The organism is Serratia bockelmannii, from assembly GCF_008011855.1.
In the GTDB taxonomy this organism is placed as follows: domain Bacteria; phylum Pseudomonadota; class Gammaproteobacteria; order Enterobacterales; family Enterobacteriaceae; genus Serratia; species Serratia bockelmannii.
Genome location: NZ_VOUX01000033.1, coordinates 567,597 through 582,876 on the forward strand (window position 1 = coordinate 567,597; position 15,280 = coordinate 582,876).

16 protein-coding genes are annotated in these 15,280 nt (G+C 59.1%); 6 read left to right on the forward strand and 10 right to left on the reverse strand.

Features of this window, described 5'->3' with window-relative positions:
• Positions 1-231: 231 nt before the first annotated feature.
• The 3 genes from FOT55_RS19215 (at position 232) to FOT55_RS19225 (ending at position 3,704) form a co-directional block, all read left to right on the forward strand.
• Complete coding sequence (locus FOT55_RS19215) at positions 232-1,104, forward strand: MurR/RpiR family transcriptional regulator (protein WP_025303120.1); 873 nt, start codon at positions 232-234, stop codon at positions 1,102-1,104.
• 190 nt (positions 1,105-1,294) lie between these two features.
• Complete coding sequence (gene pyk, locus FOT55_RS19220; RefSeq protein ID WP_004932339.1) at positions 1,295-2,737, forward strand: pyruvate kinase; 1,443 nt, start codon at positions 1,295-1,297, stop codon at positions 2,735-2,737.
• 85 nt (positions 2,738-2,822) lie between these two features.
• Positions 2,823-3,704, forward strand: a complete 882-nt coding sequence (locus FOT55_RS19225; RefSeq protein WP_147823889.1) for a leucine-rich repeat domain-containing protein — start codon at positions 2,823-2,825, stop codon at positions 3,702-3,704.
• Between the two features lie 49 nt (positions 3,705-3,753).
• Here the strand turns inward: FOT55_RS19225 and lpxM are convergent, their stop codons facing one another.
• The 3 genes from lpxM to znuA form a co-directional block, all read right to left on the reverse strand.
• Positions 3,754-4,722 (reverse strand): lauroyl-Kdo(2)-lipid IV(A) myristoyltransferase, encoded by a 969-nt coding sequence (lpxM, locus tag FOT55_RS19230; RefSeq protein ID WP_015378127.1) that lies wholly within the window; start codon positions 4,720-4,722, stop codon positions 3,754-3,756.
• Positions 4,723-4,873: 151 nt separating this feature from the next.
• The gene (gene mepM / locus FOT55_RS19235) at positions 4,874-6,196 is read right to left on the reverse strand and encodes a murein DD-endopeptidase MepM (protein ID WP_004932347.1); all 1,323 of its coding nucleotides are present in this window, start codon (positions 6,194-6,196) and stop codon (positions 4,874-4,876) included.
• Positions 6,197-6,217: 21 nt separating this feature from the next.
• Positions 6,218-7,162 carry a zinc ABC transporter substrate-binding protein ZnuA gene (gene znuA, locus FOT55_RS19240; protein ID WP_025303123.1) on the reverse strand — a complete coding sequence of 315 codons (945 nt, stop codon included), beginning with the start codon at positions 7,160-7,162 and terminating at the stop codon, positions 6,218-6,220.
• A gap of 78 nt (positions 7,163-7,240) precedes the next feature.
• On the opposite strand from znuA, the gene znuC reads away from it, so the two are divergent.
• Entirely contained in the window at positions 7,241-7,999 is a 759-nt protein-coding gene (gene znuC / locus FOT55_RS19245; protein WP_089180995.1) for a zinc ABC transporter ATP-binding protein ZnuC, read from the forward strand.
• On the forward strand, positions 7,996-8,781 hold the full coding sequence (znuB, locus tag FOT55_RS19250; protein WP_025303124.1) for a zinc ABC transporter permease subunit ZnuB: 786 nt from the start codon (positions 7,996-7,998) through the stop codon (positions 8,779-8,781). The genes znuC and znuB overlap by 4 nt, the downstream gene beginning before the upstream one ends.
• 61 nt (positions 8,782-8,842) lie before the next feature.
• Here the strand turns inward: znuB and ruvB are convergent, their stop codons facing one another.
• From ruvB to FOT55_RS19285, 7 genes are all read right to left on the reverse strand, one after another.
• Positions 8,843-9,847, reverse strand: coding sequence for a Holliday junction branch migration DNA helicase RuvB (gene ruvB, locus FOT55_RS19255; protein WP_049209179.1), 1,005 nt, complete (start codon positions 9,845-9,847; stop codon positions 8,843-8,845).
• A 19-nt stretch (positions 9,848-9,866) separates the two neighbouring features.
• Complete coding sequence (gene ruvA / locus FOT55_RS19260) at positions 9,867-10,481, reverse strand: Holliday junction branch migration protein RuvA (RefSeq protein WP_025303126.1); 615 nt, start codon at positions 10,479-10,481, stop codon at positions 9,867-9,869.
• Between the two features lie 112 nt (positions 10,482-10,593).
• The gene (ruvC, locus tag FOT55_RS19265; protein ID WP_004932367.1) at positions 10,594-11,115 is read right to left on the reverse strand and encodes a crossover junction endodeoxyribonuclease RuvC; all 522 of its coding nucleotides are present in this window, start codon (positions 11,113-11,115) and stop codon (positions 10,594-10,596) included.
• A 57-nt stretch (positions 11,116-11,172) separates the two neighbouring features.
• Positions 11,173-11,916 (reverse strand): YebC/PmpR family DNA-binding transcriptional regulator, encoded by a 744-nt coding sequence (locus FOT55_RS19270; RefSeq protein WP_004932370.1) that lies wholly within the window; start codon positions 11,914-11,916, stop codon positions 11,173-11,175.
• 19 nt (positions 11,917-11,935) lie between these two features.
• A complete protein-coding gene (nudB, locus tag FOT55_RS19275; RefSeq protein ID WP_004932373.1) occupies positions 11,936-12,382 on the reverse strand; it encodes a dihydroneopterin triphosphate diphosphatase in 447 nt (148 codons plus the stop codon).
• On the reverse strand, positions 12,382-14,166 hold the full coding sequence (aspS, locus tag FOT55_RS19280) for an aspartate--tRNA ligase (protein ID WP_025303127.1): 1,785 nt from the start codon (positions 14,164-14,166) through the stop codon (positions 12,382-12,384). The genes nudB and aspS overlap by 1 nt, the downstream gene beginning before the upstream one ends.
• Positions 14,167-14,240: 74 nt before the next feature.
• Positions 14,241-14,471: an FmdB family zinc ribbon protein gene (locus tag FOT55_RS19285; RefSeq protein WP_320204121.1), complete on the reverse strand. Its 231-nt coding sequence runs from the start codon at positions 14,469-14,471 to the stop codon at positions 14,241-14,243.
• A 215-nt stretch (positions 14,472-14,686) separates the two neighbouring features.
• On the opposite strand from FOT55_RS19285, the gene FOT55_RS19290 reads away from it, so the two are divergent.
• Positions 14,687-15,265 carry a hydrolase gene (locus FOT55_RS19290; RefSeq protein ID WP_147823890.1) on the forward strand — a complete coding sequence of 193 codons (579 nt, stop codon included), beginning with the start codon at positions 14,687-14,689 and terminating at the stop codon, positions 15,263-15,265.
• The last annotated feature ends 15 nt before the right edge of the window (positions 15,266-15,280 follow it).

Below are 15,280 nucleotides of genomic sequence, written 5' to 3' on the forward strand. Positions count from 1 at the left end.
ATTCTGGTGAAAAAAGCCTGCATACGCCCTGTCGAGACTGCCAACGTTTACCAGCACGTAGTATATTTTCACTAAACCGGCATTGATTTCTCCTTTGTTTGAAATCGACATACCCTATCGATTCCAGGTTACAGCCGCTCGTTTGGCGTCTGCGTGCACGGCGAACACGGGCGAAATTCGGCGCTGTTGCTTGAAAGCCACAGGGATAAAACCATGAGTGACTCTCGTTATATGAATACGCTGGACAAAATCCAGAACCATCTGGAACGCCTGAGCAAATCTGAAAGGAAAGTCGCCGAGGTGATCCTGGCCTCCCCACAGACCGCCATTCACTCCAGCATTGCCACGCTGGCGCGCATGGCCGACGTCAGCGAACCTACCGTCAACCGTTTTTGCCGCCGCCTTGATACCAAAGGCTTTCCCGATTTCAAACTGCACCTCGCCCAAAGCCTGGCTAACGGCACGCCCTACGTAAACCGTAACGTTGAGGAAGACGACAGCGTCGATTCCTATACCAGCAAGATCTTCGAATCGGTCATGGCCAGCCTGGATACAGTAAAGGCAAATTTGGATATTGCCGCAATCAATCGTGCGGTTGACCTGCTTACCCAGGCAAAAAAGATCTCTTTCTTCGGCCTGGGTGCCTCCGCAGCGGTGGCGCACGACGCGATGAACAAATTTTTCCGCTTCAACATTCCGGTGGTCTACTTCGATGACATCGTCATGCAACGCATGAGCTGCATGAACTCCGGCGAGGGCGACGTGGTGGTGCTGATCTCACACACCGGCCGCACCAAAAATCTGGTGGAGATGGCTCACCTGGCGCGGGAGAACGACGCCACGGTACTGGCTATCACCTCGCGCGACACCCCGCTCGCCCAAGCGGCGACCCTCGCGTTGCTGCTCGATGTGCCCGAAGACACCGACGTTTACATGCCGATGGTGTCGCGGATCGCGCAATTAACGCTCATTGACGTGCTTGCCACCGGATTTACCTTGCGCCGAGGGGCTAAATTCAGAGATAACTTGAAGCGGGTCAAAGAAGCGCTCAAAGAATCGCGCTTTGATAAAGGCGTGGTCATTCCCAACAGTTTTGATTCGTGACCCGACGAAGAAAAAAATCGCCGTTCAACAGACATTTGAATGACGGCATCAGAGGCGGTACCCTGTTAACATGCTCATGCGGGTAACCCGGGTGAAATATCAGTGTTGTAAAATTACATTTCACGCCTGGTTTCGTTATCCGACGTTATCGCAACACCAATATTTGCTTCACCAGTCAACGGAGTAATACATGTCCAGACGGCTCAGAAGAACCAAAATCGTTACCACCCTGGGTCCGGCTACAGACCGCGACAATAATCTGGAAAAGATCATTGCCGCCGGTGCCAACGTAGTTCGGCTTAACTTCTCCCACGGCAGCCCGGAAGATCACCAGGCTCGCGCAGACAAAGTGCGCGAAATCGCGGCCAAACTGGGACGTCACGTCGCTATCCTCGGCGATCTGCAAGGGCCGAAAATCCGCGTATCCACCTTCAAGGAAGGCAAAATCTTCCTCAACGTGGGTGATAAATTCCTGCTGGACGCCAACCTGTCAAAAGGCGAAGGCGATAAAGAAAAAGTCGGTATCGACTATAAAGGCCTGCCTGCCGACGTCGTGCCGGGCGATGTCCTGCTGCTTGACGACGGCCGCGTTCAGTTAAAAGTGCTCGAAGTTCAGGGCATGAAAGTGTTTACCGAAGTGACCGTCGGCGGCCCGCTGTCCAACAACAAGGGCATCAACAAGCTAGGCGGTGGCCTGTCAGCCGAAGCGCTGACCGAAAAAGACAAGGCGGACATCGTGACCGCCGCCAAGATTGGCGTCGACTATCTGGCGGTCTCCTTCCCGCGTACCGGTGAAGACCTGAACTATGCCCGCCGCCTGGCGCGCGATGCGGGCTGCAACGCCAAGATCGTGTCCAAGGTTGAGCGCGCCGAAGCGGTTTGCACCGACGAAGCGATGGACGACATTATTCTGGCCTCCGACGTGGTGATGGTTGCCCGTGGCGACCTCGGCGTCGAAATCGGCGATCCGGAACTGGTCGGCATTCAGAAGAAACTGATCCGCCGCGCCCGCACCCTGAACCGCGCGGTGATCACCGCGACCCAGATGATGGAGTCGATGATCACCAACCCGATGCCGACCCGCGCCGAAGTCATGGACGTGGCCAACGCCGTGCTGGACGGCACCGACGCCGTCATGTTGTCGGCGGAAACCGCTGCTGGCCAATACCCGGCGGAAACCGTGGCGGCGATGGCGCGCGTTTGTCTGGGCGCCGAGAAGATCCCGAGCATCAACGTTTCCAAACACCGTCTGGACGTGCAGTTCGACAATATCGAAGAGGCGATCGCCATGTCTTCGATGTATGCGGCCAACCACCTGAAAGGCGTCACCGCGCTGATCGCCATGACTGAGTCCGGCCGCACCGCGCTGATGATGTCACGCATCAGCTCCGGCCTGCCGATCTTCGCCATGTCGCGTCATGAGCACACGCTGAACCTGACTGCGCTGTATCGCGGCGTGACGCCGGTATATTTCGACAGCCACAAAGACGGCGTGATCGCCGCCAATGAAGCCGTCAATCGCCTGCGTGACAAAGGCTTCCTGGTCTCCGGCGATCTGGTGATCGTCACCCAGGGCGACGTGATGGAAACCGTCGGTACCACCAATACCAGCCGTATCCTGCGCGTCGAGTAATTCACGCCGCAGACGAAATGCCGGCCGGCTCACGTAGGCCGGCATTTTTTTTGCGCTGACATCGCCATAAACGACGGAGAACGCCATGCTCCACCAACACAACCCCGCAGCGAGCGCTGATGAGCTCGATCTCGACGGCCGTAGCCTGACGCAGCTCGACGAATCGCAGCTTGCCGGCCGCGCACTGCGCAAGGTCAGCCTGTACGACAATCAGCTGACGGTCTTCCCCACCCCAATCTTCCGGCACCAGAATCTGCAGGTGCTGAATATCTCCTGCAATCAGCTCGACCGTCTGCCGCCGGAGATTGGTCAGTTGCAACAGCTTGAGATGTTCGACTTTGGCCACAATCGCGCGAGCGAACTGCCTGAAGCGTTGGGGCAACTGCACCGGCTGAAATACCTCTATCTGAGCGATAACGGTTTTAGCGACCTGCCCCATTCGCTGGCACAGCTGCAGCAGCTCATCTATCTCAACGCGACCGATAACCAACTGACCGCCTTGCCGCAGGCAATACCGAGGCTGGCGGCGTTGCAGGAGCTGCGTTTATACAACAATCGCATCCGCAGCCTGCCCGCCGAAATCGGGCAGCTGCGCGCGCTGCGCGAACTGCATATCATGAAAAATGCCCTGACCACGCTGCCGGCGGAAATGGCTCTGCTCGGTGAGTTGGAGATACTCGATGCGGCCAACAATGCTATCACCGAACTGCCGGCAGCCTTCTGCCGCCTGCCGCGATTGAGCGAGCTGAACCTGCGTTTCAATCAACTGACGCGCCTGCCGGAAAATATCGGTGAGCTGACGGCGCTGAGAAGTCTGGATCTGCGCGCCAACCGCCTAAGCGAGCTGCCGGAAAGCCTCGGCGAACTGAGCCGGCTGCGCAAGCTGGATCTGCGCTGGAATGATTTCACCCGCACGCCTAAAGTCATCGACATCCTGCGGGCGCGCGGCTGTATGGTGCACATCTGAAGTGATACCGGCCGGGTTATAGCCCGACCGGCGTTAACGTTAGGAAGGATTAGCGATACAGATCGTCGCGCGAGTAAGGCTCAATCTCCCCTTCCTTGCGCGTCTTCAACAGTTTTAGGATCCAGGTGTACTGCTCAGGGTTCGGGCCCACCAGGTTTTCCACTTCTTCATTCATGCGGCGCGCAATCCGTGGGTCATCGGCTTCGGCCAGATCGTCCATGGGCTCGCGAATATAAATATCCAGCATGCTGGTTTTGCCATCGTACACCGGGAACAAAGGCACGATCGCCGCACGACACACTTTCATCAACCGGCCTACCGCCGGCAGCGTCGCCTTATAGGTCGCGAAGAAATCGACGAACTCACTGTGCTCGGCGCCGTGATCCTGATCGGGCAGGTAGTAGCCCCAGTACCCCTGCCGTACCGAACTGATAAACGGTTTGATGCCGTCGTTGCGCGCGTGCATGCGGCCGCCGAATTTACGACGCACGGCATTCCACAGGTAGTCGATCAGCTGATTGCGCTGGTTGTGGAACATCGCCGCCATCGGTTGGCCGCGCGCAGCCATCAGCATCGCTGGCACATCCACCGCCCAGCCGTGAGGCACCAGGAAAATCACGTTACGCCCTTCCGCCCGGATCTTGTCCAGCACCTCTTCACCGTGCCAACGCACGCGCTTTAGCACTTTTTCGGGCTTGGTGCAGGCCAGTTCCGCCATCAGCACCATCGACTGCGGCGCGCAGGCGAACATCTGGTCGATAATGTGCTCGCGTTCGCTTTCAGGCAGCTCAGGCAAGCAATACAGCAGGTTGATGCGGGCACGACGGCGCGCGCCCTTCGCCAGCTTGCCGGCCAGTTTGCCGACCGCACCCAGCACCGGATCGCGCAGGCGCGCAGGCACCAGCGAAATGCCGGCCATCAGACCGGTTCCCAACCACACGCCCCAGTAGCGCGGATATAAAAAGGCTTTTTGAAACTGCGGGATGAACTCTACGTTCGATTTCTTCTCGTTTTGCATGCACGTGCTCTTCGCTTAGCGATTCGGCTAATCATAATTGCCATCACCGATTTTGCAATTAACAACCGCGAACCACCCAGATAAAACAGCATCGGCCCGCAATCAGGCCGATGAAATTAACGGCGCCGGAGCGCCGGAAAAAAGGGGGACGTTAATCCAACTGCAGCTGAGGAACCACTTCCTTCACCTGTGCCAGATAATCGCTGCGGTCTTTGCCGCCCAGCCCTTCGGAACGCGGCAGTTTGGCCGTCAGCGGGTTCACCGCCTGTTGGCCGGTCCACAGTTCAAAGTGCAGGTGTGGCCCGGTGGAACGGCCGGTGTTGCCGGAGAGCGCAATGCGATCGCCGCGTTTCACCTTCTGGCCTGGTTTCACCAGCAGTTTTTTCAGGTGCATATAGCGCGTGGTGTACTGACGACCGTGGCGGATCGCCACATAGTTGCCCGCTGCGCCGCTGCGTTTGGCGATCACCACCTCACCGTCGCCGACCGCCAGCACCGGCGTGCCGACCGGCATGGCGAAATCGACGCCCTTGTGCGGCGCCACGCGGCCAGTCACCGGGTTCACGCGGCGCGGGTTGAAGTTGGAGGAGATGCGGAACTGTTTCATGGTCGGGAAACGCATGAAGCCGCGCGCCAGGCCAGAGCCTTGGCGATCGTAGAATTTGCCGTCTTCGGCGCGGATCGCATAGTAATCTTTGCCGCCGGTGCGCAGACGCACGCCCAACAGCTGGCTTTGCGATTTCTTACCGTCGAAATGCTCGCGCGACATCAGCACGGAGAACTGGTCGCCTTTGCGCAGCTTGCGGAAATCGAGCTGCCACTGCAGGGCTTTGATCACCGAGTTGATTTCGTTACGGCTCAGCCCGGCGTCGCCGGCGCTGCTGACGAAGCTGCCGTTAACCCGGCCGCTGATCACGTTGTTGCGCCATTCGCCCTGCTGCGCCTCTTTCGACTCTTTGAAGCTGTTGCCGACGCGATCGTAGGTGCGGGTTTCGCGGCGGGAAACTTCCCAGGTCAACTGCTGCAAATCGCCCGCATCGTTCACGGTCCACGACAGCTGTTGGCCGATCTTAAGGTTGCGCAGATCGCGGTTTTGCGAAGCCAGCAGCGTGACATCCGACATATCGATGCCGTACTGCGTCAGAATGCTGCCGAGGGTATCGCCGGTGGAAACCACATATTCATGCACGCCATCATCGCCGGCATCCTTCTGGTCCAGCTCATCCTGCGGGATTTCGTCATCGGGGGTGGGTTGGTCGACATCTATCGGTTCACTGGCTTCGGGGAGCAATGACCGCATCTGGCTGGATTCTAACTCGACGCTCTTGGCGATGGGGTTGTGTTCTGGGTGGTAAACAAAAGGCCGCCAAACAGCGACGGCCAATGTGACGACTGTCAGCGACCCCAGCATGACGCGATGGGGCCGTGGCAGGTTGTTATACGCCAGAGCGATAGTTCGGACTATCTGCTGCACTCGATATTATCCTCATAAGCTTTACTTCAGGCAGCTCACGTACTGGTTTGACAGCTGAGTCAGGAATTTCCCGTAGCTGTCCTTCCCCAGCGCGATGCCGATGCCCAGCGGGTCCAGCGTTCCGGAACGCACTTTGGTACCCTTGGCGACGGCATTGATTACGGCCGGCCTGAATTGTGGCTCAGCAAAAACGCATACCGCTTTCTGCTCAACCAACTGTGTTCGAATTTGGTGTAGGCGCTGTGCTCCAGGCTGAATTTCGGGATTGACGGTGAAATGGCCCAGCGGACTCAAACCGTAGTGTTTCTCAAAGTAGCCGTAAGCATCATGAAAAACAAAATAACCCTTACCTTGCACAGGCGTAAGCATGTTACCAACATTTTTGTCAGTTTGCGTCAGCAGATTCTCGAACTGGCGCAGGTTTGCGTCTAATTTGTCCTTATTTTGCGGCATAAGTTCCAACAATCTGTCGTGAATCGCGATCGCGGTCACTTTTGCTATCTCCGGCGACAGCCAAACGTGCATATTGTACTCGCCGTGATGATGCCCATGATCGTCATCGGCATGGTTATGCGCTTCGCCTGCATGATCATGATCGTCGTCATCTTCGCCTTTCATCAGCAACGGCTTCACCGCCGGCAGTTCGCTGACAGCCAGCTTTCGGGTTGCCGAGATAGGCACCAGCGCCTTGTTCAGGAACGCTTCCATGTCCGGCCCAACCCATAGCACCAGGTCCGCAGAGCGCAAACGCTGGATATCGGAAGGACGCAGCGCAAAATCGTGCGGTGAAGCGCCGTCCGGCAGCAACACCTCGGTCGGCGTCACGCCGTCGGCGATCGCCGAAGCGATAAAGCCCAGCGGACGAATCGTGGTCACCACCGCCGCGGAAGCGCTGCTCAGCGGGCCGGCCATCAACAATGCGCTGGCCAACAGCGTACGCTGCAGCCATTTATTTTTCTTTGCCATCATCAGTAATCCCATCGTTTTCATCAACAAGGCGTGATATTATAACATTCGCTTCGTTCTGCAACCTGTAATCTCGAGATGTCTACACTGATAACGCTAAAAAATATCTCCGTCGCCTTCGGCAGCCGCAAGGTGCTGTCGAACATTTCCCTCAGCCTGCAACCCGGCCGTATTCTCACGCTGCTTGGCCCGAACGGCGCGGGCAAATCCACGCTGGTGCGCGTGGTGCTGGGATTGATCAAACCGACCGCCGGCACGCTGGAGCGTGAGCCCGATCTGCGCATCGGCTATGTGCCGCAAAAGCTGCACCTCGACGCCACCCTGCCACTGACCGTCAGCCGCTTTATGCGTCTTAAACCTGGCGTAAAGAAAGCCGACATTCTGCCGGCGCTCAAACGCGTGCACGCCGCCCACCTGCTCGACCAGCCGATGCAAAAGCTCTCCGGCGGTGAAAACCAGCGCGTGCTGCTGGCGCGAGCGCTGCTGAATAAACCGCAGCTGCTGGTGCTGGACGAACCCACGCAAGGGGTAGACGTCAACGGCCAGCTGGCGCTGTACGATCTGATCGATCAGCTGCGCAAGGAGCTGGGGTGCGCCGTGCTGATGGTCTCGCACGATCTGCATCTGGTGATGGCGAAAACCGACGAGGTGTTGTGCCTCAATCAGCACATCTGCTGCTCCGGCGCGCCGGAGGTGGTCTCGATGCATCCCGAATTCATCGCCATGTTCGGCAACCGCGGCGCAGAGCAGCTGGCGGTGTATCGCCACCATCACAACCACCGCCACGATCTGCAGGGAAGAATTGTCTTGAAGAAAACCGGGAGCCGCGAAGCATGATTGAACTGTTACTTCCCGGCTGGCTGGCCGGCGTGTTGCTGGCTAGCGCCGCCGGGCCGCTGGGTTCCTTCGTGGTCTGGCGCCGCATGTCCTACTTTGGTGATACCCTGGCGCACGCCTCGCTGCTCGGCGTCGCCTTTGGTCTGCTGCTCGACATCAACCCCTTCTATGCGGTGATCGCCATTACGCTGCTGCTGGCTCTGGCCCTGGTTTGGCTGGAACGTCGCCCGCAGCTTTCAGTGGATACCCTGCTCGGCATTCTGGCGCATAGCGCCCTGTCGCTGGGACTGGTGGTGGTGGCGTTGATGTCTAACGTGCGGGTCGATCTGATGGCCTACCTGTTCGGCGATCTACTGTCGGTTACGCTGAGCGATATCGTGATGATTGCCGGCGGCGTCGCCGTGGTGCTGTTGGTGCTGTGGTGGCAGTGGCGCGATCTGCTGTCGATGACCATCAGCCCGGAGCTGGCGCACGTCGACGGCGTTAATCTGGTGCGCGCACGCACCGTGTTGATGCTGGTCACCGCTTTGACCATCGGTCTGGCGATGAAATTCGTCGGCGCGCTGATCATCACCTCACTGCTGATCATTCCGGCAGCCACCGCTCGGCGCTTCGCACGCACGCCGGAGCAGATGGCGGGCGTCGCAGTGCTGCTCGGCATGGTGGCCGTCACCGGCGGCCTGACCTTCTCGGCATTTTACGATACGCCGGCCGGCCCTTCGGTGGTGCTGAGCGCCGCCGTGCTGTTCACGCTGAGCCTGTTCAAAAAACAGCAGGCTTGATTAAAGCCGGGATATGACAAGGGCCGCATCTGCGGCCCTTTCTTATTGGCGGATTAAAAATTTACTCTTCGCGTTCGAGGCCGAAATGCCGGTAGGCATGCTGCGTCGCCAAACGGCCGCGCGGCGTGCGCTGGATAAAGCCCTGCTGGATCAGGAACGGTTCGATCACATCTTCGATGGTTTCACGCTCTTCGCCGATCGCCGCCGCCAGGTTGTCCAACCCGACCGGGCCGCCGGTAAACTTGTCGATAATCGCCAGCAGCAGCTTGCGATCCATATAGTCGAAGCCTTCGGCATCGACGTTGAGCATATCGAGTGCCTGCGCCGCCACTGCGCCGCTGATCACGCCGTTGGCGCGCACTTCGGCGAAGTCACGCACCCGGCGCAGCAGGCGGTTGGCGATACGCGGCGTACCGCGCGCGCGGCGGGCCACCTCATGGGCGCCCTCGTCGGACAGCTCCAACCCCAGGCACCCGGCGCTGCGTGAGACGATATGCTGCAGATCCGCCACCTGATAAAACTCCAGCCGCTGGACAATGCCGAAACGATCGCGCAGCGGCGAGGTCAGCGAACCGGCGCGGGTGGTCGCGCCCACCAACGTGAACGGCGGCAGATCGAGCTTAATCGAACGCGCCGCCGGCCCTTCGCCGATCATGATATCCAGCTGGTAGTCTTCCATCGCCGGATACAGCACTTCTTCCACCACCGGTGATAGACGGTGAATCTCATCGATGAACAACACGTCATGCGGTTCAAGGTTGGTCAGCATCGCCGCCAGATCGCCCGCCTTCTCCAGCACCGGGCCGGAAGTGGTGCGCAGATTCACGCCCATTTCGTTGGCCACGATGTTGGCCAGGGTGGTTTTCCCCAGGCCCGGCGGGCCGAAGATCAGCAGGTGGTCGAGCGCGTCGCCGCGCTGCTTGGCCGCCTGGATGAAGATCTCCATCTGCTCGCGTACGTGCGGCTGACCCACGTATTCAGTCAACAGCTTGGGACGAATGGCGCGATCGAGGACTTCTTCCTCGTTGATCGGTTCGGCGGAGATCAGGCGATCGGCTTCAATCATTATCTACCTCTTAGCGGCCTTACAAAGCAGCGCGCAACGCGTCGCGGATCAGGGTCTCGCAGTCGGCGCCCGGTTTGGCAATTTTGCTGACCATGCGACTCGCTTCCTGTGGCTTGTAGCCCAGCGCCACCAGCGCCGAAACGGCTTCGGCTTCCGCGTCCGCTTCCGGCGCGTTGTCGGCGGCGGACGGCAGGCTGATCTCGCTGCTGCTGTTGAACAGGTCGCCGTTAAGCCCTTTGAAGCGGTCTTTCATCTCTACCACCAGGCGCTCGGCGGTTTTTTTGCCCACGCCCGGCAGCTTGACCAGTGCGGTGATCTCTTCACGCTCCACCGCGCTGACGAACTGCTGCGCGGACATGCCTGACAGGATCGCCAGCGCCAGCTTCGGCCCGACGCCGTTGACCTTGATCAGCTCGCGGAACAGCGCACGCTCCTGCTTGTCGTTGAAACCGTACAGCAGCTGCGCGTCTTCACGCACCACGAAGTGGGTAAACACGATGGCCTCTTGCCCCAGTTCAGGCAGCTCGTAAAAGCAGGTCATCGGCATGTGTACCTCGTAGCCCACGCCGTTCGCCTCCAGTAACACCAGCGGCGGCTGCTTTTCCAGAATATTTCCTCTGAGACGACCTATCATTTACCCTCCTGCAGAATGACCGGGCATGGCGCCCTGCCATGCCGTTGCTGGTAAAGCTTATAACATAAAAAAGGCTGGATGAATATCCAGCCTGAGCAATCATCGCTTTGCGTCAGCGCAAACGCCCGCGCGCCAGGTTCAACCGCCCTTCGCTCATCCGCAGCACGTTCTGGCTGAGGTGGCAGTGGGTGATGGCGATAGCCAGAGCATCGGCGGCGTCCGCCTGCGGGTTGGCCGAGAGTTTGAGCAGCGAGCGCACCATGTGCTGTACCTGCGCCTTTTCGGCCGCACCGGTGCCGACCACGGTCTGTTTGACCTGCCGCGCCGCATACTCGAACACTTCCAGATTCTGATTCACCGCCGCCACGATCGCGACGCCGCGTGCCTGGCCGAGCTTGAGCGCCGAATCCGGATTCTTAGCCATAAACACCTGTTCGATGGCGAAGAAGTCGGGCTGAAACTGGGTGATGATCTCACTGACGCCGGCGTAAATCAGCTTCAGCCGCGTCGGCATGTCGTCCACCACCGTGCGGATGCAGCCGCTGGCGATATAGCTCAACTGACGCCCCTGCTGGCGGATAAGGCCATAGCCGGTGACGCGTGAACCGGGATCGATACCGAGTATGATCGCCATATCTACATCCACCTTGCTTGCACGGCGCCGCCGAACGGCGGCGCCCGTTTTACCGGATTACAGCGTCGCCGCCACTTCGTCGGAGATTTCACCGTTATGGTAAACTTCCTGCACGTCGTCGCAGTCTTCCAGCATATCGATCAGACGCAACAGCTTAGGCGCGGTCTCCGCGTCCATGTCGGCCTTGGTCGATGGGATCATCGACACTTCCGCCGCTTCGGCCTCGAAGCCCGCCGCGGTCAGCGCGTCTTTCACCGCGCCCAGGCTTTCCCAGGCGGTGAACACGTCGATGGCGCCATCGTCATAGGTCACGATGTCTTCCGCACCGGCTTCCAGCGCCGCTTCCATCACGCTGTCTTCATCCAGGCCCGGTGCGTAAGTGATCACGCCCTTCTTAGTGAACAGATAAGCTACGGAACCGTCGGTGCCGAGGTTGCCGCCACACTTGGTGAAAGCGTGACGCACTTCCGCCACGGTGCGGTTGCGGTTGTCACTCAGGCATTCGATCATGACGGCGGTGCCGCCAGGGCCGTAACCTTCATAGATGATGGTTTCCATATTGGTATCATCATCGCCGCCCACGCCGCGCGCGATCGCACGGTTCATGGTGTCGCGCGTCATGTTGTTCGACAGCGCCTTGTCCATCGCCGCGCGCAGACGCGGGTTGGAATCCGGATCGCCGCCGCCCAGCTTCGCGGCAGTGACCAGCTCACGAATAATCTTGGTGAAAATTTTACCGCGCTTGGCGTCCTGCGCCGCTTTACGGTGCTTTGTGTTGGCCCACTTACTATGACCTGCCATAAAAAATCTCCGAAAAAAACTACTGGACTGAATTGATCACGAACTCTTCAATCGCCTGCTGATTGCTCCATGACTTGGTCAACTTCACGGCTTCGGCCGCCTCAAGCCATTGGTAAGCGTGGTGCTCGGTAATCACCGGATCGCGCTCCTCGGGCAACGCCAGACAGAACCAGTGCTCTTTATTGCGCGTGGTTCCCGGCGCATAGCGATGTCGCAAATGGACAAAGAGTTCAAACTCCACGCAGCGTTGGCAATCGAACAACGGCAGGTGCTCTGCTTCGATATCGATGCCGACTTCTTCCATGACTTCACGCCGCGCGGCATGCGGCGGTGACTCATCCTGTTCCAGGCTGCCGGTGACCGACTGCCAGAACTCGGTATCGTCGCGCCGCTGTAACATCAGCACCCGACCACTGGATTTCGCGTAAATCACTACCAGGATAGATTCAGGGCGCTTATAACTCATCACTCGCTCTCTTGTTCCGCACCGGCTTTCTTTACCACGCTGATCGCCAGCTCCTGCAGCGACGCCGGGTTGGCGAAGCTCGGTGCGTCGGTCATCAGACAGGCCGCCGCGGTGGTTTTCGGGAAGGCGATCACGTCGCGGATGTTGTCGGTGCCGGTCAGCAGCATCACCAGACGATCCAGGCCGAAGGCCAGGCCGGCGTGCGGCGGCGTACCGTACTTCAGCGCGTCCAGCAGGAAGCCGAACTTCTCGCGCTGTTCATGTTCGTTAATGCCCAGAATGCTGAATACCGTCTGCTGCATTTCGCTGCGGTGAATACGCACCGAACCGCCGCCCACTTCGTAACCGTTGATCACCATGTCATAGGCGTTGGCGATAGCGTTGACCGGCGCTGCCGCCAGCTCTTCCGGGCTCATGTCGCGCGGCGAGGTGAACGGGTGGTGCATCGCCGCCAGGCCGCCCTCTTCGTCTTCTTCGAACATCGGGAAGTCGACCACCCACAGCGGCGCCCAGCTGTCGAGTTGGGTCAGCCCCAGATCGCGACCCAGCTTCAGGCGCAGCGCGCCCATCGCGTCGGTGACAATCTTGAAACTGTCTGCGCCGAAGAACAGGATGTCGCCGGTCTGCGCGTTGGTGCGCGCCAGGACAGCTTCCAGCACTTCCGCGCTGAGGAATTTGGCGATCGGGCTCTGCACGCCTTCCATGCCGGCGGCGCGGTCGTTGACCTTCAGCCAGGCCAGGCCTTTCGCGCCGTAGATGTTGACGAAAGCGCCGTACTCGTCGATCTGCTTGCGGGTCAGCTGTGCGCCGCCCGGTACGCGGATTGCCGCCACGCGGCCTTTGGCGTCGTTAGCCGGGCCGGAGAACACTTTAAACTCGACGTCTTTGACCAGGTCGGCCACGTCCACCAGCTCCAGCGGGTTACGCAGGTCCGGCTTGTCGGAGCCAAAGCGACGCATCGCTTCGGCGAAGGTCATGACCGGGAAATCGCCCAAATCCACGCCCTTCACATCCAGCCACAGCTCGCGCGCCAGTTTCTCCATCACTTCACGCACCTGATCGGCGGTCATGAAGGAGGTTTCGACGTCGATCTGGGTGAATTCAGGCTGACGGTCCGCACGTAGGTCTTCGTCACGGAAGCATTTGACGATCTGATAGTAACGATCGAAGCCGGACATCATCAGCAGCTGTTTGAACAGCTGCGGAGACTGCGGCAGCGCGTAGAATTTGCCCTTGTGCACGCGGCTTGGCACCAGGTAATCGCGGGCGCCTTCCGGCGTCGCCTTGGTCAGCATCGGCGTTTCGATATCGAGGAAGCCATGGCTGTCCATGAAGCGGCGTACGAAGCTGGTGATTTTGGCGCGGGTCTTCAGACGCTCAGCCATTTCCGGGCGGCGCAGATCCAGGTAGCGGTATTTCAGGCGCGCTTCTTCACTGTTGACCTGGTTGGAGTCCAGCGGCAGCGGCTCGGAGCGGTTGATGATCTCCAGCGCGTGGGCAAACACTTCCACTTCGCCGGTGGCCATATCTTTATTGATCTGGCTGTCCGGACGCGCACGCACGGTGCCGACGATCTGGATGCAGAACTCATTGCGCAGGTCGTAGGCCTTGTCGAACGCCACTTTCTCGTCCGGATCGAAGAACACCTGCACGATGCCTTCGCGGTCGCGCATATCAATAAAGATCAGGCCGCCGAGATCGCGACGACGATTGACCCAACCACACAGAGTGACTTCCTGGCCCACGTGGGACAGATTCAACTGTCCGCAATATTCAGTACGCATACGCTATCCTTTTACACAGCCGATGCCGCGCCGGGCTACTGCGCCCCTGTCGCGCGGCTGTTATCTGATAAATTCTACTTGTTACCCGGTTTAAAATCCGTCGCATACCACCCGGTGCCCTTAAGCTGGAAGCCGGAGGATGAAATCAACTTGGTCAACGCGGGCTGCCCACACGCCGGGCAGTCTGCCAGCGGCGCATCGGAAAATTTTTGCAATTTCTCTAACCGATGGTTGCAAGCACCACATGCATATTCATAAATCGGCATAGGTCGTTGGATTAAAGAGTGTTGAAAAAAGGGAGTCATTATAAAGGAAATTCATCCGCCCGATAAGTGCGAACACAGCATTGTTACTGCACTAAATGGCGCGTTTTTGCTCGAATCAACACATCGGTTAACAAATTTCCCATTAACCTGCGACAGTTTTTTCACGTAGCCTGATTCTCCCCCGGTTTTGCGCCGAACGCAGCTCGCCCGACGCGCCGAACAGTTTTTATCCACTTCGCAACGAGATGAAATCCATGCTGAAACTTGACGCCCAAACCACCGCTCTGGTGCTGATCGATTTGCAAAATGGCATTCTGCCCTACGCCGGCGGCCCGCACGGCGCCGAGCAGGTGGTGGCGAACGCCGCCCTGCTGGCCGCGCGTTTTCGTCTGCTAGGCGCGCCGGTGCTGTTGGTGCGCGTCGGTTGGTCAGACTCCTTCGCCGAAGCGCTGAAACAACCGGTGGATAAACCGACTCCCGCGCCCGCCGGCGGTTTGCCGGCCAGCTGGTGGGAGTTCCCCGCGCCGCTGGCGGTCTGCGACAGCGATATTCTGATCACCAAGCGCCAATGGGGCGCCTTCTACGGCACCGATCTGGACTTGCAGCTGCGCCGTCGCGGCATCAAGTCTGTGGTGCTGGGCGGTATTTCCACCAATATCGGCGTGGAATCCACCGCCCGCGCCGCCTGGGAACACGGCTATGAGCTGGTGATCGCCGAAGACGTCTGCAGCGCGCAGAACGCGGAAATGCACCGTTTCGCGTTCGAACACATCTTCCCGCGTTTGGCGCGAGTGCGCGACACCGGCGAAATTCTTGCCGCGCTCGACCGGTAACGTTAAGTTGTAGCC